The sequence below is a fragment of the Pseudomonas sp. GB2N2 genome, from assembly GCF_054897705.1.
The window spans coordinates 3,497,882-3,521,475 of record NZ_CM142701.1; the positions used below are offsets into that span (position 1 = coordinate 3,497,882).

At 60.8% G+C, this 23,594-nt stretch carries 21 protein-coding genes and 1 pseudogene; 4 read left to right on the forward strand and 18 right to left on the reverse strand.

Annotated features, from left to right (window positions below):
- Positions 1-63: 63 nt before the first annotated feature.
- From ACYZT4_RS16230 to ACYZT4_RS16255, 6 genes are all read right to left on the reverse strand, one after another.
- On the reverse strand, positions 64-1,050 hold the full coding sequence (locus ACYZT4_RS16230; protein WP_461981263.1) for a FecR family protein: 987 nt from the start codon (positions 1,048-1,050) through the stop codon (positions 64-66).
- On the reverse strand, positions 1,047-1,610 hold the full coding sequence (locus tag ACYZT4_RS16235) for an RNA polymerase sigma factor (protein ID WP_461981265.1): 564 nt from the start codon (positions 1,608-1,610) through the stop codon (positions 1,047-1,049). Before ACYZT4_RS16235 ends, ACYZT4_RS16230 begins: the two co-directional genes overlap by 4 nt.
- A gap of 4 nt (positions 1,611-1,614) precedes the next feature.
- Positions 1,615-1,941, reverse strand: a complete 327-nt coding sequence (locus ACYZT4_RS16240) for a DUF3325 domain-containing protein (protein ID WP_461981267.1) — start codon at positions 1,939-1,941, stop codon at positions 1,615-1,617.
- Entirely contained in the window at positions 1,942-3,522 is a 1,581-nt protein-coding gene (locus ACYZT4_RS16245; RefSeq protein WP_461981269.1) for a PepSY-associated TM helix domain-containing protein, read from the reverse strand. It lies immediately after the preceding gene.
- Positions 3,519-3,812 (reverse strand): DUF3649 domain-containing protein, encoded by a 294-nt coding sequence (locus ACYZT4_RS16250; RefSeq protein ID WP_461981271.1) that lies wholly within the window; start codon positions 3,810-3,812, stop codon positions 3,519-3,521. The genes ACYZT4_RS16245 and ACYZT4_RS16250 overlap by 4 nt, the downstream gene beginning before the upstream one ends.
- Before the next feature lie 255 nt (positions 3,813-4,067).
- The gene (locus ACYZT4_RS16255; protein WP_150710160.1) at positions 4,068-4,475 is read right to left on the reverse strand and encodes an HPF/RaiA family ribosome-associated protein; all 408 of its coding nucleotides are present in this window, start codon (positions 4,473-4,475) and stop codon (positions 4,068-4,070) included.
- 512 nt (positions 4,476-4,987) lie between these two features.
- Here ACYZT4_RS16255 and ACYZT4_RS16260 point away from each other — a divergent pair.
- The gene (locus ACYZT4_RS16260; RefSeq protein ID WP_461981273.1) at positions 4,988-5,305 is read left to right on the forward strand and encodes a DUF3509 domain-containing protein; all 318 of its coding nucleotides are present in this window, start codon (positions 4,988-4,990) and stop codon (positions 5,303-5,305) included.
- Here ACYZT4_RS16260 and ACYZT4_RS16265 read toward each other — a convergent pair.
- Positions 5,302-5,802, reverse strand: coding sequence for a phosphate-starvation-inducible protein PsiE (locus tag ACYZT4_RS16265; RefSeq protein WP_461981275.1), 501 nt, complete (start codon positions 5,800-5,802; stop codon positions 5,302-5,304). The two genes, ACYZT4_RS16260 and ACYZT4_RS16265, sit on opposite strands and share 4 nt — an antisense overlap.
- 286 nt (positions 5,803-6,088) lie before the next feature.
- On the opposite strand from ACYZT4_RS16265, the pseudogene ACYZT4_RS16270 reads away from it, so the two are divergent.
- Positions 6,089-6,343 (forward strand): annotated as a pseudogene (locus ACYZT4_RS16270) (YebG family protein); the annotation flags it as partial.
- Between the two features lie 143 nt (positions 6,344-6,486).
- Here the strand turns inward: ACYZT4_RS16270 and ACYZT4_RS16275 are convergent.
- Complete coding sequence (locus ACYZT4_RS16275) at positions 6,487-7,506, reverse strand: Leu/Phe/Val dehydrogenase (RefSeq protein WP_461981277.1); 1,020 nt, start codon at positions 7,504-7,506, stop codon at positions 6,487-6,489.
- A gap of 173 nt (positions 7,507-7,679) precedes the next feature.
- Between ACYZT4_RS16275 and ACYZT4_RS16280 the strand changes: the two genes are divergently transcribed.
- Entirely contained in the window at positions 7,680-8,483 is an 804-nt protein-coding gene (locus ACYZT4_RS16280; protein WP_461988705.1) for a SirB1 family protein, read from the forward strand.
- A 65-nt stretch (positions 8,484-8,548) separates the two neighbouring features.
- On the opposite strand, the gene ACYZT4_RS16285 is transcribed toward ACYZT4_RS16280, so the two are convergent.
- Genes ACYZT4_RS16285 through hmgA form a run of 4 tightly spaced genes read right to left on the reverse strand, consistent with a single transcriptional unit; the run spans position 8,549 to position 13,216 of the window.
- On the reverse strand, positions 8,549-9,910 hold the full coding sequence (locus ACYZT4_RS16285) for an MFS transporter (RefSeq protein ID WP_461981279.1): 1,362 nt from the start codon (positions 9,908-9,910) through the stop codon (positions 8,549-8,551).
- A 45-nt stretch (positions 9,911-9,955) separates the two neighbouring features.
- Positions 9,956-10,591 (reverse strand): maleylacetoacetate isomerase, encoded by a 636-nt coding sequence (maiA, locus tag ACYZT4_RS16290; RefSeq protein WP_461981281.1) that lies wholly within the window; start codon positions 10,589-10,591, stop codon positions 9,956-9,958.
- A gap of 12 nt (positions 10,592-10,603) precedes the next feature.
- Positions 10,604-11,908 carry a fumarylacetoacetase gene (gene fahA, locus ACYZT4_RS16295; protein ID WP_461981283.1) on the reverse strand — a complete coding sequence of 435 codons (1,305 nt, stop codon included), beginning with the start codon at positions 11,906-11,908 and terminating at the stop codon, positions 10,604-10,606.
- A gap of 3 nt (positions 11,909-11,911) precedes the next feature.
- The gene (hmgA, locus tag ACYZT4_RS16300) at positions 11,912-13,216 is read right to left on the reverse strand and encodes a homogentisate 1,2-dioxygenase (RefSeq protein WP_461981285.1); all 1,305 of its coding nucleotides are present in this window, start codon (positions 13,214-13,216) and stop codon (positions 11,912-11,914) included.
- Positions 13,217-13,381: 165 nt separating this feature from the next.
- On the opposite strand from hmgA, the gene ACYZT4_RS16305 reads away from it, so the two are divergent.
- A complete protein-coding gene (locus tag ACYZT4_RS16305; RefSeq protein ID WP_461981287.1) occupies positions 13,382-14,167 on the forward strand; it encodes an IclR family transcriptional regulator in 786 nt (261 codons plus the stop codon).
- A gap of 24 nt (positions 14,168-14,191) precedes the next feature.
- On the opposite strand, the gene ACYZT4_RS16310 is transcribed toward ACYZT4_RS16305, so the two are convergent.
- From ACYZT4_RS16310 to ACYZT4_RS16335, 6 genes are all read right to left on the reverse strand, one after another.
- Complete coding sequence (locus ACYZT4_RS16310; RefSeq protein ID WP_461981289.1) at positions 14,192-16,738, reverse strand: LuxR C-terminal-related transcriptional regulator; 2,547 nt, start codon at positions 16,736-16,738, stop codon at positions 14,192-14,194.
- A gap of 139 nt (positions 16,739-16,877) precedes the next feature.
- A complete protein-coding gene (locus tag ACYZT4_RS16315; RefSeq protein ID WP_461981291.1) occupies positions 16,878-18,245 on the reverse strand; it encodes a DUF1329 domain-containing protein in 1,368 nt (455 codons plus the stop codon).
- A gap of 23 nt (positions 18,246-18,268) precedes the next feature.
- Positions 18,269-20,062, reverse strand: a complete 1,794-nt coding sequence (locus tag ACYZT4_RS16320) for a DUF1302 domain-containing protein (RefSeq protein WP_461981293.1) — start codon at positions 20,060-20,062, stop codon at positions 18,269-18,271.
- Positions 20,063-20,712: 650 nt separating this feature from the next.
- Positions 20,713-21,624 (reverse strand): SDR family oxidoreductase, encoded by a 912-nt coding sequence (locus ACYZT4_RS16325; protein ID WP_461981295.1) that lies wholly within the window; start codon positions 21,622-21,624, stop codon positions 20,713-20,715.
- Positions 21,625-21,839: 215 nt separating this feature from the next.
- A complete protein-coding gene (locus ACYZT4_RS16330) occupies positions 21,840-22,742 on the reverse strand; it encodes an alpha/beta fold hydrolase (protein WP_461981297.1) in 903 nt (300 codons plus the stop codon).
- Positions 22,742-23,524 (reverse strand): class II aldolase/adducin family protein, encoded by a 783-nt coding sequence (locus tag ACYZT4_RS16335; RefSeq protein ID WP_461981299.1) that lies wholly within the window; start codon positions 23,522-23,524, stop codon positions 22,742-22,744. Before ACYZT4_RS16335 ends, ACYZT4_RS16330 begins: the two co-directional genes overlap by 1 nt.
- Positions 23,525-23,594 lie beyond the last annotated feature (70 nt).

Sequence of the window (23,594 nt, forward strand, 5' to 3'; positions counted from 1 at the left end):
TTTGAGATCGCTGGTGTTTGATCTGACGCCATCGCTGGCTTGCCAGCGATGAGGCCAGAGACTTCACTGCAAAATAATCAGACGTCCCACGCTGTGCTGTTCAAACCCCATCACCCCCCGCAACGACCCCAATACCGCCTGCGGGTCCTTGCTCGGAAAACTGCCACTGACCCGCCGCGCCGCCAGTTCATCACTGAGCAGCACAATCCGCCCTGGATAATAGCGGCGCAAATCCTCTACCACGTCGGCCAGGGTCGCCTTGTAGTAATTGAGCCAGCCCTGGCGCCACGCCAACTGCGCTTCGCTGTCCACGCCATGCAGCTTTTGCGCGACACCGTCGGCGTAAGCCACTTGCTGCCCTGCCGTCAGAATCTGCTGCTCGGCGTGCATGTCCGCCGTCACACCGACCCGGCCGGACAACACCGTCACCTGCGCGCCAGCGGGTTGCAGGCGCACTTCAAACTGAGTGCCGAGCACCCGCGCCTGACCCTTCGCCGCGTCGACCACAAACGGCTCTCCCGTATGGGTCACACTGAAAAAACCGGCGCCGCGCCGCAACTGCACGTGGCGCTCGCCACGACTGAAATCCACCGCGATGGCGCTGTCGGCATCCAGGGTCACTTGCGATTGGTCCGCCAACGTGACGGTGCGTATTTCCCCCGGTGCCGACACATAATCAGCGCCCAGGTCATCGGCCCAGCGCATCGGTTGCCAGCCTGAACCGAGGCTGATCATCAGCATCAGGCACGCCGCCATCGCCAGCGCAGCGGACCAACGCGGAAGACTGCCACGGCGCGATTGATTCATCGTATTGAGATAGCCCTGCAGGGCAAACGCGTCTTCGTTGGCCAATGTCCGCGCCGGCGCTTCGCTCAACTCCCACACCACTTGCGCCCGAGCGTAAGCCTCGGCGTGCGCAGGGTCGGCCTGCAACCAATGGATGAACGTTGCCTGGTCGCGGCTGCTGGGCTGGTCATGCAACAGACTCAGCCAGGCAAAAGCCGCCTGTTCCTGAGCGGGCGTCGGGGTGACGCGTTCGAGGTGATTCACGGTGCTTTCCCTGGCGTGCGTGGTTCGGGGTCTCGCAGGCTGGCCTTGCAGGCTTCGAGGGCGCGCATCATATGTTTTTCCACGGCGCTTTGGGACACTCCCATGGCCTGGGCGATCTCGGCGTATTTGCGGCCATGGATGCGGTTGAGCAGGAAGATCTGCCGCGTACGCTCGGGCAACGCGCGCAATGCCGCTTCGACGTGGCGCAAATCATTGCCGGCTTCCAGCGCGGCTTGCGGTTCGCTGCCGTGGCTGTCTGGCTGATCCGGTTGCCAGCCTTCAGTGACCCGCACCCGCGTGCCTTCGCTGCGCAAATGGTCGATGGCGATGTTGCCGGCGCAACGCAACAAGTAGGTACTGAGCTCCTCGACCTGCACCAGCGGCCGACGCCAGAAGCGCACAAACAAATCCTGCACCAGGTCCGCCGCCGTGGCCCGACAGCCCACGCGACGGTTCACCAGTGCTTCCATTTGCGAGCGTTGGGACAAAAACACTTGGAGGAAATGCGCACGGGCGCCGCACGGCTCTTCGTCGTGGGAATCCGGTGGGCTGCTGATCATCGATTCAACACTGCGCGAACGCGGCAACAGGGCTGACGAGCAGGCTCGCCCCCGCCAGCGCCAAAGCCAAGCGCGGGCGATAGGGCCTCAACCACACCAGCAGCAACGCACTGAGCATCAACACCGCACACCACTCCACCAGCCCCAGTCCCCAACCGCTCGAGGACACCGCCGCCCACAGCGACACGGCCAGTAGCAGCCACCCAGCGAGTTTCATCAGTTGCCGGCGACGAGCCGTCGGTTTGCGACCCAACAGCTCGGCGTGATGCCGATCCATGGACAAACACAGCGCAGTAAAGCCGCCGTAACAGAGCAAAAAGGCCAGCAACATTCAGTTCGCCTCTTGCTCAAGAGTGATCGGTTGAGCACCTGGACGGCTGGCGATTGTCGCCTGTCCCGCACGCTGCATTTTCCACGCAGCCCAGGCGAAAAACACGCCGCTGCCCAGGCACGTCAAATCGAAACCGGCCATCGCCCAGTCGCCCTGCGCCAGCGTGACGCCCAAGTGATACGGCGTGGTCAGGGCATTCAGCAGCGGCACCGCGCCGAACAGCAATGCCGCCAATGCCAACTGCTCGATCCAAGCGGTGCGGCCTCGGCGGACCATGGCGTGCAACACGCTCAGGCCCCAGACGATGAAGAAGCAGTTCACTTCCCAATCCGCCCGCCCTGCCGTGCCTGCAGGCAACACGCGATTGGCCCAAAAAAACGCCGCCACCGCGAGCATCAGCCCGGACATGCTCGCGATGTTCAGCACTTCCACCAGTCGTAATTCGAACGGCATCACCACGCTTTTGACAGGCTTGAGCTGACGCTTGCCGAGCCAGATCACCAACCCGGTGCCGATCATTGCCGTGCCCGCCAAGCCGAAAATAAAGTACAACCAACGTAATACCGGGTCGGCGAAACGGCCCATGTGCAACCCGTAGAAACTCCCGGCAATCGCCTTCGGCAGCGATTGCTCCGGCGACGTGCCGAGCAACTGTCCGGTCACGCCGTTGAAGGTCGCCGCGCGGCCGAAGTCGTGGACCACGCGATCGGCACTGTCACGCACCAACACCACCGACGCGTTCGCATCGCCCGGATTGTTCACGGTGAGCCGCGCGACCTGGCCGCCCGACCACTGCTCGCGAGCCTTTTCCAGCAGCGGTGCCAACGGCGCCAATTCAGCCGGTTTGCCCGCCCGCTCCGACGCAGTGGACGCCGGGAATACCTCATCGAAAAACGCTCGGGCATCACCGTTATACGAGGCCAGAATGCTTGCCGGCATCACCATCGACATGAAAATCACCAGACTGCTGTAAGTGATCATCAGGTGAAACGGCAATACCAGAACCCCCACCGCGTTGTGCCCGTCGAGCCACGAGCGCTGGCCCTTGCGCGGGCGGAGGGTGAAGAAGTCCTTGAAGATTTTCTTGTGGGTGATGATCCCGCTGATCAGCGCGACAAACATCACCATGGCCGCGATGGTCGACAGCCAGCGGCCCCACGGATAAGGCATTTGCAGTTGAAAGTGAAAACGATAGAAAAACTCGCCGCCGCTGGTGTCGCGCCCCTGCACTTGGGCGCCGGTCTGCGGGTCGAGAATTTTTTCCGTGAACTGACCGCGCTCGCCACGCTTGGCCGGGGTTTGCTGCCAGCGCACCGACAGGCCAGGTTTACGGGCATCGGGCAGGTCGATGAGCCAGCGCGAGGCGCCGGCGGCGTGTTGCTGAAGATAGTTCTGCGCAACGCTGAGGCTGGCTTCGGCAGTGACTGAACGGGCCGGGATTTCCGGCTGCATCCAGTGGCTGATTTCATCCTTGAAATAGGCGAGCGTGCCGGTCAGGAAAATGGCGAACAGCAACCAGCCGAAGATCAACCCGGCCCAGGTATGCAGCCAGGCCATCGCAGGACGAAAGCTGCCTTTCATGAGTGACCCACCCAGTTCGCCAGACCTGACGACGCCGCCAGCATCAGGCTCGATACCATCAACCCGAGCCAGGCTCGCCCCGCGCTGCGACAGGCAAAGCACCAGATCACCGCGCTCAGGTAGGCCAGAAACGAGGTCATCATCCCGGTCACCACGGCGTCGGCGCGGGCCATCGGCACCCACAGACTCAGGCTGACACTGGCCAGCGCCGCGACGATGTAACCGCCGAGCACGGCGGCGAGCACACGGGAAGTGACGGCCAGTCGGTGGGACACGGGGATTGCTTTCATGCTTCGGCCTGGGGCGAGTGAGGTCTCGGGAATATCACGAGGCCAGGGCAGCGATACTAATGATAAATATTCTCATACGCAAAGAGATCTGATCAGCGCCGATTGCCGGACGCCCGCAACATCGATACCCACTGTAGGAGCGAGCTTGCTCCTGCAGGGGATTGCGGATTCCGAGGGCGATGGGGCACAAAAAGAAACGGGCCTGCATCAGCAGGCCCGTTTTCAGTGGTGGAAAGGTAATAAGTAATTCAGGCCTCAGCCGTTTTGTGCAGCCTGTTCGTTTTCGAGGAACTCGTCTTCCAGCAGCGCATCGGCTGCGACTCTCTCGAACGGCACCACGGCGGCACGGGGTTTGCCCCGCAGTTTGCCGAACAGATGCTCCAGCGCATGTTCAAGTTTTTCCGCCGCACCGTCGATCGCTTGCTCCAGGGTGTCGGCCTTGTGGGTGACAGAAATCGGTTGATGGCCTTTTGGCCGCGCTTCCAGTTGGCAGCGCAAATCATGGGGACCGGGCTTGTCGCCGTTCTCGTCCCGCAGATGGACCTCGACGCGTGTCAGGTCTTCTTCATAACGTTCTAGCGTGCTCTCAATGGTAGTACGTACCCACTCCTCCAGTCGGATGCTGCTTTGAATATGGTTATCACTGTTGACTTGGATTTGCATAGTTCATCCCTTATTCAGCTAGCTCGCGAGAGGCCCTTCGGCTGGCCCTTGGGCGTCGTCACCGTGACCTCTTACTTACACAATCGGTCTGTGCGCTGAACATTTCAACCCCTGAAAAAAGATAAATTTTCATTCGCAAAAAAAGCCGGACACGGAGCAAAAGCGCTGTTAAGGTCGGGAGTTGGGTCGCCTCACTTCCTGTCGCTCGCCGCTCCAAAAATTGCACCGTCGGCGAACACATGCCCCGAAACGGGCAGGTTTCTTGTAGGAGCAAGCCTGCTCGCGATGGGCTTCACGGCACTGCGTTTTAAGCGGTAAGCACGCGTAAACGTTGGCGACCATCGCGAGCAGGCTCGCTCCTACAGGGGGCGAGATTGTCCGACAATGCTTACGGCATGCCCCTTGCTACATCCCCTGTGAGACTGCGAGCGGCCTGCCAATGGTCCGGTGTTGCGAACCAACCCGATCATGGCCGGTCAACAACTGCACGTTCAATCAGGCGGTGACGCATCATGGACAACCCTTTTCAGCTCATTACCGATGCCTTTGCACCGGAATACCAGATCAACCTGAGCATTCAGGGTCTGGACGGCAGCATCATGCTGACCCTGTCCAACAGCGGCCACGTCGTGGCCAAACGGATGATCAGCGCCGAACAACGCAATGACCCCAAGCGCCTTAAACGCTTGGTGCAGAGCATCCAGTTCGGGATTGCCATCGAGCAGGGCCACAGCGCCCTGTCGATCCTTGAAGCGATGACCGACGGCGACAACCGCAACCTGCCGCCGCCGTCCGTCAAAGACCAGCAACGGCTCGCCATGCGCTTTTAAAGTTCGCCTTTTTCCACTTCCGGATGTTCACCGGAACCGGCACCGGTTGTGCGTTGCGGGTACTGGATCTTCACCGAAGGAAATTGCGAGGAAGCGTAACGCACCACCAGAATGGCAAACGCCAGCAACAGAATACCGCCGCACAGGTAGATGATCCCGACGTCCGGCGGATTGTGGTGCGAGACGTTGGAGATCAACAATCGCGTCAGCGCAGTGATCGCCACGTAGATCAGAAAGCGCACCGGCATATGGTTGGTCTTGAAGTAAATCCCGACCATGGCCCCCAGTTCCAGATAGATGAACAGCAACAAGATGTCATCGATCTTGATGTGTCCTGCCTCGATCATCCCCAAAAACTCCATCACCGCCGCCCACGCGGTTACCGCACCTATGGCGAACAGCGCCAGGTAGTGGAAGGTCTCGACGAACAGATTGCCCAGGGATTCGGCCAGTTGGTGCACGTTCTGCCGCAGGTTCTCGGCCCAGTTGATTTTCACGATGATTCTTCCTTAGCTCGGTTCGAGCGGATGATGCGGGTTGGACGTGACGGTTGTTCTGCATGCAGAAAAAAGGCCAGAGACGCCCGCAACATGATGGCGAGGTGCTCTAAAACGCGCTCCGTGGCGTTTGGTCGCACCCTTTCGCGTTCTAACTGACAAACGCTGATTTCGGTCTACATTAAAAAGCCACTACCCAAAGCGCAGGGATTCGCTTATCCTTTTCGCTGTATAAAAACACAGTGGTCGAAACAGACAACTATCGTGAAGGCATGTGAGGTGGTGAATGGCCGTCGAAGTGGTATACCGCAGCAGCCGAGATCTGGAGCGCTTGTTCATGGATAAAGCCGAAGCTGACCGTCATGACAAGATGCTCGAACTGGCAGAATTGCTGGCTGAAGTGCTGCAAAAAGCCGTTCCGTCCCTGAGCGAGCAGCAAGTGGAAGAAGCCGGGATCTACATGGCGAAGAACCGCGATGTGTTCGCCAAGGCGTTCAAGAGCCAGCCGGACGCGTTGTCCGAATTGCTGAGCGCGCCGGCTGAAATAGCCGAACCCATGGGTGAAACAGAGGAAGCTGCCGAGCCGGCCAAGCCCGCTAAAGCAGCCAAGACACCCAAGTAAGAAACGCCCGAATTGAATAGGCCCTGAGTCGAATGGCTCAGGGCCTTTTTCATGCCGAGAAATCAGCGGTACAACACCTTCTCCGCCAACTCGTCCGCTACCCGTGCCGGCGAACGTTTTTCGGCTTGAGCGTGGGCGAAAACTTCGGTCAGTCGTGAGCTGATCTTCGACAGGTGCGCCGTGATGGTGGTGAGCTCTTCGCCGCGATGCTTGAGCGACACATAAATCAGCCCGCCGGAATTGATCACATAATCCGGTGCGTACAGGATGCCGCGCCGCTCCAGTTGATCGGCGACGTCGAGATGCGTCAGCTGATTGTTCGCCGAGCCAGCCACCGCCGAGCAGCGCAATTGCGTCACGCTGTGGCTATTGAGCACGCCGCCAAGGCCGCACGGTGCGAGGATGTCGCAAGGCGTGCTGAGCAGCGCGTCGTTGGCAATCGGATGGGCGCCGAGTTGCTCCATGGCCAGTTGCACCTTGCCGTGATCAATGTCGCTGACCAGCAGTTCGGCTCCGGCAGCGTGCAACTGCTCGGCCAGGGCATAACCCACGTTGCCCAGGCCTTGAATGGCCACGCGCAAGCCTTCGAGGTTATCGCTGCCCAGACGAGCCATGGCGGTGGCACGAATGCCGGCGAACACGCCCATCGCTGCGTGCGGCGCGGGGTCGCCCGCCGAGGTGGTACTGGTGACGTGTTGGGTCTGCTGGGCGATGCAATCCATGTCCGCCACTGAAGTGCCGCTGTCGATGGCGGTGATGTAGCGACCGTCGAGTTGATTGATGCAGCGGCCGAACGCTTCAAACAGTGCTGCACGGTTTTCCACGTGAACCGGGCGAATGATCACCGCCACGCCCCCGCCCTGTGCCAGACCGGCGAGCGCCGCTTTGTAACTCATGCCTTGGGCTAGGCGAATGGCGTCCTCGACCGCAGACTCGTCGCTCGGATAGGCAAGGTAACGACAACCGCCCAGGGCAGGCCCGAGATGGCTGTTATGAATGGCAATGACCGCCTTCAACCCGGTGACCGGGTCCACGCTCAGGTGCAGCGATTCAAGGCGAGTGCTTTGCATGAGAGCGAACATCGTAGGGCTCCCGAATCACTTCTTGTAGTCGCCAGTATAGGCTCGCGCCCAAAAATTGCAGAAGCGCACCGGAATAAGCCGTGCCGCTAATCAGCGGTTTCGGGCATATCCCGGCGTACCACTGGACGAACGCCGCGGACGAGGCTAAAACGGGGCATGCCCCGGAGATTTTGATGACGCCGCGCCAACGCTTCTTCGACTGCCTGCATCGTTCACCGCCCGCGCTGTTCGAAGCGGCGCTGTGGATGGCTGTCGAACATGACAAGGACGTGAACCCGACGACGGTCCTGGCCAACTTCAAGGACCTGCAATTACGCGTCAGCCACGGCTTGCCGATGTTGCCGGTGAGCGAGCTGGCCCAGCCGCTGTTGCGTCGCCTGAATGACCTGGGGTTTGCCCAGGATGACTACACGCCTTTGCGCCCGCAAGCGGCCTTGCTCGACAAGGTGCTGGAGCGTCGGCGCGGGCAACCGCTGGCATTGGGCCTGATCGCCCTGGAACTGGCCAGAGGCCTGGAGATCCCTTTGGTCGGGGTCAACTTCCCCGGACATTTCCTGCTTCGCGTACCGGGGGCCGATCATTTGCTCGACCCTTGTGGCGGGCGCCGGTTGTACCCCAACGATTGCCGTGAACTGCTGCATCGCCAGTACGGCCCGAATATGAAACTCACCGCCGAGCACTTGCTGACGGCCGAGCCTGTGCACATGCTCCAGCGCTTATCGCGCAACCTGCGCCAGTTGCACCTGTCCCACGAGGATTACATCGGTGCGCTGATCGACGCAGAGCGCGTGCTGGAACTGGGTAACGCCAGTGCTTCCGACTACCTGGCCCGAGCCAGCCTCTATCAACGGCTGGACTGTCCGAATGCCGAGCGCTTCGACCTCGAGCATGCGCTGCTGCTCAGCGATGATCCGATCCAGCGCATCCGCCTGACTGAACGACTCGGGCACCTGCCACCCAACTCGATCGTGCATTGATCCTTCTTCTTTCAGGAACCCGCTTGCTGGCGATCCAGGCGCCTCGGTCCATCAGGAACACCGCGTTATCGTTCATCGCCGGCAAGCCGGGTTCCTGCAGAGAGCCGTGCAGGTTCTGAGGGCGAGCGCACCTGGATGATCAGCAACGCGGCGATGACAGCCGGGATCGCGCAGAAGAAAAAAATCTGCTGCACCGGGATGTGCATCGCCAGCAGCATGCTGCCAAACAACGGCCCGAGGATGGAACCGAAGCGGCCGACACCGAGCGCCCAACCGGTGCCCGTAGCGCGGACGTGGGCCGGGTAGAAATTGCTCGCGAAAGCATTGAGGGTCAGTTGCCCGCCAATGATGCAGAACCCCGCAGCAAACACGCTGGCCACCAGATAGCGTGGGTTGTCGTGATTCAGCCCGAGCAAAATCGTGCACGCCGCCGCAGCCGCGAGAATCCCCGACAACAGGCGCACCTTGCTTTTGAGCCGGTCGGCGTACCAGGCCATGCCGATCGCACCCAGCGTGCCGGCAAACAGGAACATCGACGTCACCAGATTAGCTTCGTTGAGCTTCAGGCCGCTTTCCAGCAGCAACGATGGCAGCCAACTGATCATGAAATACAACAGAATCAGACTGACGAAGAACGTGGCCCAGATCAGCAAAGTCGGTCGCGCGTAGCCATTGCGGAACAGTTCCACCACGGTCAGCTTGCTGCCCTGCTCTTGCTCGTTTTGCACAGTCGAAGCGGCTGGTGGCTCCCAGTCCGGCAGCATGCGCGCGGATACTTTACGCAAGCGAGCATAGGGCGGAGCGTCACGCAGCAAGCGCGGCAATGACTCCGGTAACCACCAGACGAGAAACGGAAACAGCAGCAAGGGCGTGACGCCTCCCGCGAGGAACACCGCTTGCCAGCCGAAGCTGTCGATAAACCCGGCGGCGACAAATCCGCCCGCCGCACCGCCGAACGAAAAGCCGCAAGCGGCCAGCGTCACCATCAAGGTGCGCAGGCGCGGCGGCGAGTATTCCGACATCAACGCCATCGCACTGGGCATCGCGCCGCCCATGCCGATGCCGCAGATAAACCGCGCCGCCATCAACGTGTTCAGCGAATCGGCGAAGACCATCAAAACGGTCAGGCAGGCATAGATCAGCACGCAGCAGAGTAGGATCCGTCGTACGCCGAATCGATCCGCCAAGGGTGTCACCGCCAGGGAGCCCAACGTCAGGCCCAGCAGGTTGGCGCTGAACACCGGCCCGAAGGCGGCTTTTTCCAGCCCCCAATCCTGCGCCAGTGCTGGCACCACATAACCCAGCACCTGCGCGTCATAACCGTCGGTGACCAGCAGCAACGCCAGGAGCAACAGGATCAACCACTGATAACGCGACACCGGACGGGCGTCGAGCGCAGCTCGGAAGCTGGCAATCTGATTGTGCATCGCAAGGTACCTGTTTTGTTTTTATAGTTGGATTGCGGTGATGCGTCAGGGGGTGTCGGGCTGGTTGGCAGGGTGCGCTTTTATGAACGCGCAATGCGTGGCCGCCAGCTTTGCCACCCGACAAATTCTCGGATACGCCTCAAGCGGAATATTGAAACGCTCTGCCGCGTATAACTGCGGGATCAGGTAAACATCTGCCAGTCCCGGCTCATCGCCAAAGCAAAACCCTTCATCGCCAATCAACTGCTCCACCGTCGCCAGTCCTTGGCTGATCCAGTGGCCGATCCACTCGACCACCTGGGCTTCGTCATGACCCAATTGGCGCAACCGGTTGAGCACACTGATGTTGTGCAGCGGATGAACATCGCAACCGATCACCGCCGCCACACCGCGCTCACAGGCGCGAGCGGCAAGGTCGTTGGCCAGCAGCGGCACCTGTGGATAACGTTCCTCCAGGTACTCGATGATCGCCGGCGACTGGATTAGCAATTCACCCGCATCTGTGCGCAACGCCGGCACCCGACCCTGCGGATTAACCGCCAGATACGACGGCTGACGGTGCTCGCCACCGGGCGGTGCGATCAGATTGATCGGCAGTGCCTGGTAATCCAGACCTTTCAATGCCAGTGCGATGCGCACCCGGTAAGACGAGGTCGAGCGGTAGTAGGTATAGAGTTCCATGACCCAATCCTCTTAACGCGCCGGCAGTACTTTGCCGCGGCACTCACCGAAACCGATGGACGCAAAGCCGTCGCGGCGGCAGCGCGCACGCAGGATGATTTCATCACCGTCCTCGAGGAATTTACGCATTTCTCCAGAGGCCAGTTCGATCGGTTTTTTCCCGCCCTCGGTGATTTCCAGCAGGCTGCCAAACTGACCGTTTTCCGGCCCCGACAAAGTGCCCGAACCGAACAGGTCACCGGCCTGCAATTGGCAGCCGTTGACGCTGTGGTGCGCCACCAGTTGCGCCACGGTCCAGTACATATGCTGGGTGTTGCTCAGGGTCAGGCGATGGGCCGGCAGGTTCTGCTCGCGCATGGTTTCGGTGAGCAGCAGCACTTCCAGCTCGATGTCGAACGCGCCAGCGGCCTGATCGCGTTTGTCGAACAGGTACGGCAGCGGCTGCGGATCGCCTTCCGGGCGGGCCGGTTGCGCGCGACGGAACGGTTCCAGCGCTTCGGCCGTTACCACCCACGGCGAGATGCTGGTGATGAAGCTCTTCGACAGGAACGGCCCCAGCGGCTGGTATTCCCAGGCCTGGATGTCCCGCGCCGACCAGTCGTTGAGCAGGCAGAAACCGGCAATATGATCCGCGGCGTCACCGATGGCAATCGAGTCGCCCATGTCGTTGCCTTGGCCGATCCAGATGCCCAATTCCAGCTCATAATCCAGACGCGCGCAGGGGCCAAAATTCGGCTCGGTCTGACCGGCCGGCAAGGTCTGGCCTTTCGGACGGCGCACGTCAGTGCCGGACGGGCGAATGGTCGACGCGCGACCGTGATAACCGATGGGCACGTACTTGTAGTTCGGCAGCAACGGGTTGTCGGGGCGAAACAGTTTGCCGACGTTTTGTGCGTGTTCGATGCCGACGTAAAAGTCGGTGTAATCGTTGATTCTTGCCGGCAGGTGCAGCTCGCAGTTCGCCGCCAGTGGCAGCAGTTTTGCGCCTTGGGCTTCGATCTTGCCGTGCAGGCTGCTGCCTTCCCGGAACAGTTCGATCAAGCGTTCACGCAGCGCAACGCGAGCTTCCCGGCCCAGTTCGAAAAACGCATTGAGCTGACCGCCGCGAGTGGCTTCCACGGCAGTGCGCGCGACGCCTTCGAACAGGCCGGCATCCAGCACCGCTTGCAGATCAACGATATGGTCACCCAGTGCCACGCCACTGCGGGGTGCGGAACCCTTGACGCTGAACATGCCCAACGGCAGGTTCTGCAGCGGGAAGTCGGCGTGGCCATTGGCGGAGGCAACCCAGCTGCGAGTGATGGAAGTCTGAGTCATGTGTTATCTCCGGGTCGGGTCGAACGTGGCGGGCAGCGTGGCCCAGCAGGCATCGTAAGTGGATTGCAATTGCGGGCAGTCGAGGGCGAATCGGCTCGGGCGCAGCACCTGGCTTGTCTCGAACATGAAAGCCATGGTGTTGTCGATTTTCGCCGGCGCCAGTTCGGCGGTGATCGCCTTGGTGCAGGTTTCGCCGTCCGGGCCGTGGGCGCTCATGCAGCTGTGCAGCGACGCGCCGCCGGGCAGGAAACCCTCAGCTTTGGCGTCGTACTCGCCTTTGATCAGACCCATGAATTCATTCATCAGGTTGCGGTGGAACCACGGTGGACGGAAGGTGTTCTCGGCCACCATCCAGCGCGGCGGGAAGATCACGAAGTCGAGGTTAGCCAGACCGTGAACGCTGGTCGGCGAAGTCAGGACGGTGAAAATCGACGGATCGGGGTGATCGAAACTGACTGTACCGATGGTGTTGAAACGGCGCAGGTCATATTTGTACGGCACGTTGTTGCCGTGCCAGGCGACCACGTTCAGCGGCGAATGATCAAGCTCGCAGCCCCACAACTGGCCGAGGAATTTCTGCACCAGAGTGGTCGGCTGCTTGAGGTTTTCGTAATGGGCGACGGGGCTCAAAAAATCACGCGGGCTGGCCAGGCCGTTGCTACCGATCGGGCCGAGGTCCGGCAGGCGCAAGGGCACGCCGTGGTTTTCGGCGAGGTAGCCACGCGCTTGCGGGTCGAGCAGTTCGACGCGGAATTTCAGGCCGCGCGGCAGCACGGCGATTTCCAGCGGCTCAAGTTCCAGCACCCCCAGCTCGGTGGCAATCCGCAAACGCCCTTGCTCTGGCACCAGCAGCCATTCGCCGTCGGCGTTGAAGAACACGCGCTCCATGGAACGGTTGGCGCGGTAGTTATAGATGCTGATCCCGGCCGGTTTGTCCGCGCTCGAATTGGCGGCCATGCTCACCAGCCCGTCGATAAAATCGGTCGGTTCGGTGGGCATGTCCAGCGGGTTCCAGCGCAGGCGGTTGGGGGTGATCTCACCCAGCGGGCCGCCAGCCAATTGCCGCTCCAGTTTGACGAACGCGGGGTGATTGGCCGACGGCTGAATGCGGTACATCCAGGTGCGTCGCGCTTCACTGCGGGCCATGGTGAACGCGGTGCCGGAGAACAATTCAGTGTAGAGACCATACGGGGCTTTTTGCGGAGAATTCCGGCCTACGGGCAGCGCACCGGGCAATGCTTCGCTGCTGAATTCGTTACCGAAGCCGGACTGATAAGCCAGCGCTGGCGCCGTTGAATCGAGGTTCATGGACCCTCCTGAGCAGGGAGTAGGCAATGGCCCGTCACTCTTGTGCAGAGCTCTCGGCACGCCCGGGTTATTTTTATCGTAATTCAATTACGCATAACGTAATTTGATTGGTAGTGACCGTCAAGTTATAAAGACGCCCATTCGTCCCGGGATCAGACTGCCTCCATGGAAACGCCGCGCACCAACGACAAACAGAAAGTCCGCTCGGCCGAGGTCGGCACCGACATCCTCAAGGCGTTGGCCGAACTGTCGCCATCGACCTCGCTGTCGCGCCTGGCCGAACACGTGCAGATGCCGGCGAGCAAGGTCCATCGCTATTTGCAGGCCTTGATTGCCAGCGGTTTCGCGGAGCAGAACGCCGCCACCAACCACTACGGCCTCGGTCGCGAAGCCTTGCGCGTGGGGCTGGCGGCACTCAACAGTATGGACGTGCTGAAAGTCGCCGCCCTCCCCTTGGCCGAATTGCGCGATGAATTGAACGAAACCTGCTTTCTGGCGGTGTGGGGCAATCAGGGCGCTACCGTGGTGCATATCGAACCGGCGGTGCGTGCGGTGACAGTGGTGACACAACTGGGCTCGGTGCTGCCGTTGCTCAGTTCATCCACCGGGCTGGTGTTCGGCGCCTACCTGCCAGAGCGCGAGACCGTGGATTTGCGCGATCAGGAATTGCACAACGCTGATTCCCATGTGCTGGCGGACGATCAGGCGTATGCCACGTTGTGTGAACAGATCCGCGCGCGCGGCCTGCACCATGTGCATGGCTTGTTGATGCCGGGCGTCGACGCGTTGTCGGCCCCGGTGTTCAACGCCGTCGGCAACGTCGCGGCGGTCATGACCATTGTCGGCCCGACCTCGCTGTTCCATGCTGATGAAGACGGCCCGGCGGCACAGCGGTTGCTTGCAGCGACGCGGGCCGTGAGTTGGCGGATGGGCTTTGAGGCGACTGCGTAAGCGTCCAATTCGCCAGCGTTTGAATTAAACCACCAATCCCAACACTTTCGCCTTGGCCACCGCTTGTGTCCGGCGCTCCACGCCCAACTTCCCGTTAATGCGGCGCGCATGGGTTTTGACCGTGTGTAGCGAGATGAATAACTGATCGGCTATCTGCTGATTCGAGCAGCCCAAGGCGACGAGTTTCAGCACTTCGATTTCTCGCTGACTCAAACCGTTGCGCAGCGAAGCGAGCGGCTCGCCAGCGACGACCGACTCAATGGCCTGTGGCAACCGTGGCTGGCGCAACTGCAATTCGCGCAGAGTCTGTCGCAGATCGCAGCGCTCGATCAGGATCAGCGCATCCTGCAAAGACTGGCGAGCCAAAGGCGTGTCGCCCGCCAGCCAGGACACTTCGGCCTGGACCAAATGCAATTGCGCTTGCAGCCCCGACATCCCGCGCTGCCGCGCCCATTGCAACTGACACTCAAGGCGGTTCATGGACGTTGGCGCTTGCCCCAGGTAAACCTCGGTCAGCACCAGCAGGTATTCGAGGCCGGGAATCAGTTCCAGCGTGGCGGGTGGAGCCTGTCGTGCATGCGGCCCGTGATAGTGGCGCAGCACCCGGGTCAAGGCTTCACGGGCCAGCTCCGGGCGCCCCTGTTGCAGCCAGAAATGGCTGCTGAATTGCAACAGCACACCGCGATAGACCGTGTCCGGAATCCGTCGCTGTTGCATCAACCGTTCAGCGTCACGCAGCAGGACAAAAGCCTGGGCGTAGTCCAGTCGATTGGCGGCCAGTTGTGCGAGACCGAGAAAACCGTAAAGCCCACGTTTGTCGTGGTTGCGCAGGCAAATTTGCAGCCCGCTTTCGAAATGCCCGGCGGCCTCGGCATCCCGGCCTTGAGACAGACTCAAGCGCCCGCGACGCAAGGCTATCCGTCCAAACAGCGGCTGGGCCAGTGGTTGCTGCTGGAGGAGCAAGTCGTGCATGTTGGCCAGCAATTGCTCCGCTCTGCCGCACGCTCCGCGCTGCTCGAGCAATTGCGCGTGATCGAGTTCCAGCAGCCCCTCGAACATCAGCGAACCTTGCGCACGCGCCAGGCACAATGCGTCTCGGTTGATCGCCTGCGCCAGGTCAAGTTCGCCGCGCAGCAGCGCTTGCTGGGTCAGGCCGGAAAGGCACATCAACCGGGCATTCCAAAGCGCCGGGCCGAGTTCGTCCAGCGCTTCCTGCAGATGCGCCTGCGACGGTTGCATGCGTCCCTGCAAATGCAGGAGCCAACCATTCAAGGCTTGCCAGCGTGCGATCAGCTGCCGCTGTTCGAGCACCGACGGCTGAGGCATGAAGCGCGATAAATTGCCGATGCATTCATCTGCCTGATCGAATCGCCCGGCGAACATCAATGCGGCACTGATCAGCCCCACCAGTTGCGGTGAACCCAGCATCAATGCCTCGCCTTGGCGTTCATGCAAACGCAACAACAGCACCACAGTCTGCTCCTCGAACAGGTGCGCGAAACTGAAGTGTTGCAGCAGGCTGACCGCGACTTCGAATTCCTCCGCCAGCAGGGCCTGCTCAAACGCGGCTTTCCAGTCGAGCTCGGCGGCGAACCACTGACAAGCACGACGATGCCACGAGCGTCCCTCCGGCCATTGCTCTTCGCGCATCAACTGTGTGAGGGGCGTGAAAATTTGCAGCCAGTCTGGCGAGTCCTGCCAGGGCTCGATGAAGCAGCCCAACGCCTGCAGGGTGTTTAGGCTCTGGGCGCCCTCTCCCGCACCGAACAAGTGGTCGCAAAGCCGGGCATTGAATCGCGGCAGGTGCGCCAGTACCCGCCAGGCTTCCGTCAGCTCCGGAGTCAGCATGCCGAACAGTTCATGGTCGAGATAATCGTGCAGGGTGTCCGGCCGGCCGTGCATTCGCTCGTTACGCGACCAGTCGCATTTTTGCAGCAACGCAATCCGCACCCCGGCGCACCAGCCGCCGCTCAGCTCGATAATCCTGCTGGCGCGACTGGCGGCCTGCTCCGGTTCCAGGTAATGCAACAGTCCGGCGATTTCATCTTGAGTGAACGCCAGCGTGGCGCGCTCGCAATCGTACAGTTCATCCGCCAGCAACAGACGCGGCCAATTGCAGGACGGACGACGACGGGCGCTCAGCCACCAGGTGATCATCGGGTTACTGATGGCCAGCAAGCGGTCAAGCAACAGGTCCAGTTCCGGGTTGGGCGTGCGGCAGTAATCATCCAGGCCTAACCACAGCGGCGTCTGCCAGTGCGCCAGATGCGCCAGTAATCCGGATTCGTCCGCCGCGTCCATGCCCAGCGCTTGCGACAGTCGCTGGCGCCATTCGCCAGCCGTCATCGACGCCCCCGCCAGCGGCAGCCAGCACACCTGAACGTGTGCGGGTGCCCGCAACAGGCACTCGATCAGCAACGCACTCTTGCCACTGCCGGCCGGTGCACAGAGCAACTTCACCCGCGCCGTCGAGGCGAGCAGCGGCTCGACCAACCGGTCGCGAGACAGGTGATGAGGAGACAAACGGGGCAGGAGTCCAGGACGGTCCAGACACGGGGTCATGGCGGTCATAGTGGTGCGCCTTTTTGTTGTTGTGGCGCCACCCTAGTCTTCTAAACCTCGCTTATTGAAGAAGTATTCAACGCACTGATCGCCCCCTATAAAAAAGGTGACCGAAAAGTCACCTTTGTCTGTAAAACATGTAGGACGTTTACCTCACACCTGTACTCCGCAGGGCCGCCGGCGTGTAGTCACCCGCTTTGGCGTCGATGTTGAATTCGAAGCTGCGCTTCTCCTCGTTTTTCATCCCCAGGGCAATGTAGCGACCGGCAATCAGGTCATACAGTGCTTCGACGGTGTAGGCCGGCACCTGATGATCGTAGTAGAACTGGGCGTGACCTTCGGCAACGCGCCAGAGCTGACCGCGACCGTCATAGTGATCGGCCAGTGCCACTTGCCAGCTGTCTTCGTCGATGTACATGTGCCGTTTGGCATACACGTGCCGCTCGTTCGGCTTGACCGTGGCGACGATTTCCCAGACCCGGTGCAACTCGTAGCGGGTCAAATCCTGATTGATGTGCCCGGCCTTGATCACATCGGTGTACTTGAGGTTGGGCGAGTCGAGCTTGTAGCTGTTGTAGGGGATGTACATTTCCTTCTTGCCGACCAGCTTCCAGTCGTAGCGATCCGGCGCACCGGAAAACATATCGAAGTTGTCGGTGGTGCGCAGGCCGTCAGACGAGGTGCCAACGCCGTCATACGCCACTTGCGGAGCACGCCGGACGCGGCGCTGGCCGGCATTGTAGATCCAGGCCTTGCGTGGTTCCTTGACCTGATCGAGGGTCTCGTGAACCAGCAACACGTTGCCCGCCAGCCGCGCCGGCGCCGTCACTTCCTGCTTGAAATAGCTGAGGACGTTTTCGTCGCTGCCCGGCTTCAGATCACCCAGCAGCGAAGGCACAGCCACCTCGTCCTTGAAGCGAATCACGGTGAAGTCGCCATTGGACTGCGGCGTCGCCTGGGTGATGGTGCGACGCAGGTTGCCGCCGTGATAACGGGTGACATGGTTCCAGATCACCTCGACGCCGTTCTTCGGAATCGGGAAGGCGTAGTAGCGATTGCCGGTGAAATTGGCCAGGCCATTTCCGTCGTTGATCGGCGTCACGTTCAGTGCGCTGCGCTTGGCCGACTCATAAATTTCCGACGGCAAGGATACAGTGCGGTGGGTCGGGTAGACCGGAATCCTGTACGTCTCAGGGTAGCGCTTGAACATCGCTATCTGGCCGTCTGAGAGCTTGTCTTTGTATTGATCGACGTTGGCCGCGGTGATGGTGAACAGCGGCTTTTCATTGGCAAACGGGTCAGCCAGGAAACCTTTGCTGTCCACCGCGCCGGCATTTTTCGGCAGACCGCCAGTCCAGGCCGGAATCGAGCCATCGGCATTCCCGGCTTTCTCGGCGCCCAACGGGGTAAGGCTGGTGCCGAGCTTGTTGGCTTCTTCCGGCGAGACCGCAGCCATTACATTGGCGGCCAACAGGCTCAGGGCCAGAACGCCGCATTGCAGAATCATCTTGCGCATTGAAATCATCCTTCTCAGCCAGATCAGAAGTTCACGCCAAAGCTCAACGCCAGGAAGTCGCGATCTTCCAGGGTGTTGTAGTCACCACCGAAGAAATCGGTGTAACTGAGGCTCGCGGTGTAGGTGTTGCGATAGTCCGCATCGACGCCGACGCTGATGGCCTTGGCGCCTTCGTTGAACAGGCCATTGGGGCCGTAGCCGGAGACGTCATGGGACCACGACAGGTTGGGTTTCAAGTTGATCCCCGCGATCACGTTGTTGTAATCGAGGATGGCGCGGGCGCGATAACCCCAGGACGTCGACGTGACGAAACCGTCGGTGTCACCGCCGAAACCATATTGCCCGTACACCGAGTCGCGGCCGTAACGCAGCTTGCTTTTATCCTCCAGCCCGCCGACATGAACTACTGCCGCCTCGCCCACCAGGGTCAGACGATCCGCGCCAGCAACCTGATCGATGAAGTGCGTCAGCGTGCTCTGGACCTGAGTCACTTCCTTGCGGCGATAGCCTTTGTTGTCAGCCCCTGGCCGGGTGGCGATGGGCGAGGCTGCGCCGCCGGCAATCGGGTTGAGCATGGCAAGGGTCAGGTCGGTGCTGTTGACCTGCACCGGCGCATTCGGGCGATAGCTGATTTCGCCGGTCCACGCGGTGCCGGTGGGCAAGGTGGTGGAGAAACTCGCGCCATAGAGGCGGATGTCTTCAGGGTATTCGAGGTAATACTGACCGCGACCTAGCATCACGCTTTGAGCCAGGCCGGCACCGGAGCCGGGTGCAATCGCGTTGGCTGCGGCGACGATGCCAGGGATACGGGCCAGTGTGCCCAGCCCGGCGGTGGTGGTGCCGACATTCGGCGTGCGGCTGTGGTAGTTCATGAAGTACAGACCGTATTCGGTGTCGTCACCCAACCAGCGCAACGCGGTACCCCACTGCCCGGAATCGCGGGCGTCGCGGTCGCCACCACGGGGCACGATAACCCCTTCCCTGCCGACCTGGAAGCCTTGGCCAAAGGCCGCGGCGATCGGTTGCAGCGGTGCGATCGCCGGGCTCGCGACGGTGTAGCCGGTGGTGCAACCGTCCGCCGCCACGTCACCGCCGAAGAAGGTGCCGCAGTTGTCGAGAACGGTCTGGTCCCACTCCAGTTGATAGAAACCTTCCACGGTGAGCTTGTCGGTCAGGCCCTGGGAAGCGAACAGCATGTTCACCGGAATCAGGCCTTCCTTGATCTCCGCGCCAGGCCGACGGAACGCTGAAACGTCGACCGGGTTGATGCTGTTGATCGAGTTGCCGATGAAGGTACTTTCGCCCCAACTGACCACCTGTTTACCGGCACGCACGGTGCCCGGCAGATCGGCGATGGAGTAGTTGTGATAGACGAAGGCGTCGAGGATCTCGGCGCCGGCAGACTTGGAGCCCTCCTTGCGATTGTGGTCGCTGATCGGCTTGAACTCGCGGTCTTCGTCCTTCAGTTCGAAGTCGTACCAATACTTGCCACGGACGAACACCCCGGTGTCGCCGTACTTCAGCTCAAGGTCGTGAATGCCCTTGAAAATCTTGGAGTAGGTCTCGCCCTTCTTGAAGTTCAGTCGCCCGTCGTCACCTGTCGACGCCTGGCCGGTCCCGCCGTTGACGGTGCCTACCAGCGATTGATCGGCATCGCGCATGCCCCAGCTCGCGCCAACGGACAACGAGGAGTCGAATGTGCCTTCGATTTCGCCAATGTTGAATGAAACGGCCTGCGCCTGGGCACAACTGCCCAAGGCCACCGCAACGGCCAGCGCCTGCGGTGTGAAGATGGCGCGCATTGTTGTTTTTGTCATGCGTCTTCCCCGGTGAGTGACAGAAGGCCACACCCTACTGCCGCAGCTCGGGGGCGATAAGCGCACCAAGGAGGTATTCGTTGTGTCGCTCTAAAGGATGAATGGCCCTATGGCACGGGGTATTGCGTGAGCCATGGACAGTCTGGATGGGGCGTTATCAACGAATCGCATGAAGTGAGTAAACACACCTGCAGCAGCTGCCGAAGGCTGCGTCCGGCTGCGAAGCAGTCGTCAATTCAGGCGCCTCGGTATTTCAGAGTGACCGCGTACGCAGGTTTTGCGACTGCTTCGCAGCCGAACGCAGCCTGCGGCAACTGCTACAGGGAACGGGGCGCACTGTTACTCATGCTGCAACAGTTCATGTCACGAATCGCTATTTTTCCTTTCCGTTCAAGCAGTTATTCTGCCAGTGCTTTCAAGGCGAACGGTTGGAAAGCGCCAGAATCAGGGATGTGAGTTGTCCATCCCGTTGTCGCCAAATTTGCATGATTCGAAGGTTTTTCGATTCATCACCCCGTGTTCACTGACGTTGATTTGTCGCTCCTTGATCCAACGTCTTGCTTTGGCCGCTGCGTTTGCAGCGGCCTTTTTTATGGGCGATGGTTTTTGAGGGGCGGCAGGACCCGAACGGCCTGGCGAAAACGCGGGTATCAGCGGGCGTACTTTTGCAGATTCCCCATCATTTCCTTCAGCGCTTCAATGTTGTCCTTCGGATGCGCCGCACCCTCGAAGTCGCAGATTTGCTGCCAGTGCGCCGCCACATCTTCCGGTGAAAACCCGACTCGCGGATCGAACCCGGCGCCGAGGCTGCGCTCCCAGCGCACCTTGCCCATCCAGCCGCCGCCGACTTCAAACAGCCCGGAGGTTTCCTGGCAGTTCTCGCTGGCGAGGTACACCACCAACGGGCTGACCAGTTCAGGTTTGAGTTGTTCGAAGACTTGCGGAGGGATCAGGCCTTCGGTCATGCGCGTCCCGCCGGTGGGGGCGATGGCGTTGACCAGGATGTTGTTCTTGCGGCCTTCGATGGCCAGCGTGCGGGTCAAACCATAGAGGCCGAGCTTGGCCATGCCGTAGTTGGACTGGCCGAAGTTACCGTAGATGCCCGAGGTCGACGCGGTGAAGATCACACGGCCATAGTTTTGCTCGCGCAGGTGCGGCCACGCGGCACGGGTGACTTTGTAGGCACCCTCAACGTGAACGCGATAAACCAGGTCCCAATCGCCGTCGTCCATTTTGTGGAAGGTTTTATCCCGCAGGATCCCGGCGTTGTTGACCACTACATCGACACGGCCAAAAACGTCGAGTGCATGCTGGACGATCTTGTCGCCATCGGTGACGGAATCATGGTTGGCCTCGGCAGTGCCACCGGCCTCGCGAATTTCCGCCACGACGCGGTCGGCTGCCGAAGCATTTGCGCCCTCGCCTTGAGCGGAGCCGCCGAGGTCGTTGACCAGCACCCTGGCGCCCTGTTTCGCGAACAGCAGCGCATGCGCACGCCCCAGGCCGCCACCGGCGCCGGTGATGATCACGACTTTATCTTCGAAGCGCACAGGCTCGTTCATTGGGGGACTCCAGCAGGCCAGGGGGACAATGAGTCCGAGTGTCAGGCACGCAGCGGCTGGTCACAATGAACACGGGGGAGGCTGAATGGTGCGCGATAAGGCACGGGGATGATGAGCTGATTGGCCGGGTTGCGGGGGCGATCTTAAAAGCACCGCATGGCTCGAGGACGCCATCGCCGGCAAGCCGGCTCCGACAGGGTTCAGGCATTAATTCGCTACGAGCAGGCCACCTTGAGCGGCGCAGAAACCAGCCGGTCGCGAAACGCCAGATAGTGTTTCAGCACCAGCGCTGGCGCCTCCGTCTGCGGGTAGTGACCCACACCGGGAAGCAGTACCGAATCCGCGTTCGGGATCAGCTCCCGGTATCGCTCGACCATGTGCGCGCCGGAGATCGGATCAACCTCGCCATCGATTACCCGTAACGGCACGTCACCGCGCTGCATCGCGCGGACCCAACGGTCGCGCTGGACACGTCGCTCGGGAATGTAGGCGATCAGTTTGTGCAGGATCCGTGGCCCGTGATTGCTGTCCACCAGGCTCCAGAAATCATCCATCTCACTCTCGGTCGGCCGGCTTTGCGGACCGAAAATCTGCTGAAAACTCTTCACCAGTGCATCACGGGAAAAGGCTCGGCCAATCATCCAGCCCAACGGGCTGAGCAACAGTTTTTGCATCAGTACAGGCCGATGGGTTTCCGGAAACAGGCCGCCATTGAGGAACACACAACTGGCGAGATGAATACGTTCCTCGTAATGCCGCGCCAGCAGTTCCTGAGCCACGCTGTCACCGTAATCATGAGCCAACACATGCACCGGTTGTTCAACGCTCAAATGCGCCAGCAACGCCTGTTGCAGGTCGGCTTGCTCCAGCAGGCTGTATTCGTGGTCCACCGGTTTGGCAGAGTCACCAAAACCGAGCATGTCGCAGGCGATCAGCCGATAGCGCTGGGCCAGCGGCTGCCACAGGTAATGCCAGTCCCAACTGGCGGTCGGAAAGCCATGGATGAGCAACAGCGGCTCACCTTGTCCCGCTGTCCAGTAACGAATGGTCTGGCCGCGGAATACGAAGGTCTGGCCGCGCTTGCGCCAGACACACAGGGGGATCTCGGCGAGTGGCATTAGAGTTTGTACCCCGCATCCTGTTTATCGAGTTTGCGCAGCAGCGCCGGCCAGGCCAGTGCACCGCCCATGCCTTGTGCACTTTTGGTGACCCCAGCGATCATCGCCTTGGCGCCCGCCAGAATTTGCGGCTCGATGGCGATCAGCTCCGTGCCACCGTTCTGCGCCATCACCTGGATGTCGCAAGCGCGCTGAAAAGTGAACATCATCAGGAACGTGTCGGCGATGGTGCCGCCGCACGTCAGCAGACCGTGGTTGTGTAGCATCAGGAAATTGTTTTCACCGAGGTCGGCCTGCAGCCGCGCCTTCTCATCATGGTTCAGCGCGACGCCTTCGTAGGCGTGGTAAGCCAAGCTGGACAGGACGAACAACGACTGCTGGCTGATCGGCAAGATGCCTTGTTTCTGCGCCGACACCGCAACACCCGATGCCGTGTGGGTGTGCAGCACGCAGACCACATCGTGACGGACCTCATGCACGGCGCTGTGGATGGTGTAGCCGGCCGGATTGATTTCGTAAGGGCTGTCCATCAACTTGTTGCCGGCCTGATCGACCTTCACCAGGCTCGACGCGGTGATCTCGTGAAACATCAGGCCGAACGGGTTGATCAGGAAGTCTTCGGTGCCGGGCACCTTGGCCGAAATATGGGTGAATATCAGGTCATCCCAACCGTGCAGGGCGACGAGGCGATAACAAGCAGCCAGATCGATTCGGGTCTGCCACTCGGCGGCGCTGACCTGGTCTTTGACGCTGTAGGGCGTTTGGAGGGGGGCTACGCTCACGACAAGGAACTCCTGTTCTTATTGTTTTGCTCACGTGATGCAGTCTAGCCAGCCCTCAAGATTCGCGTAG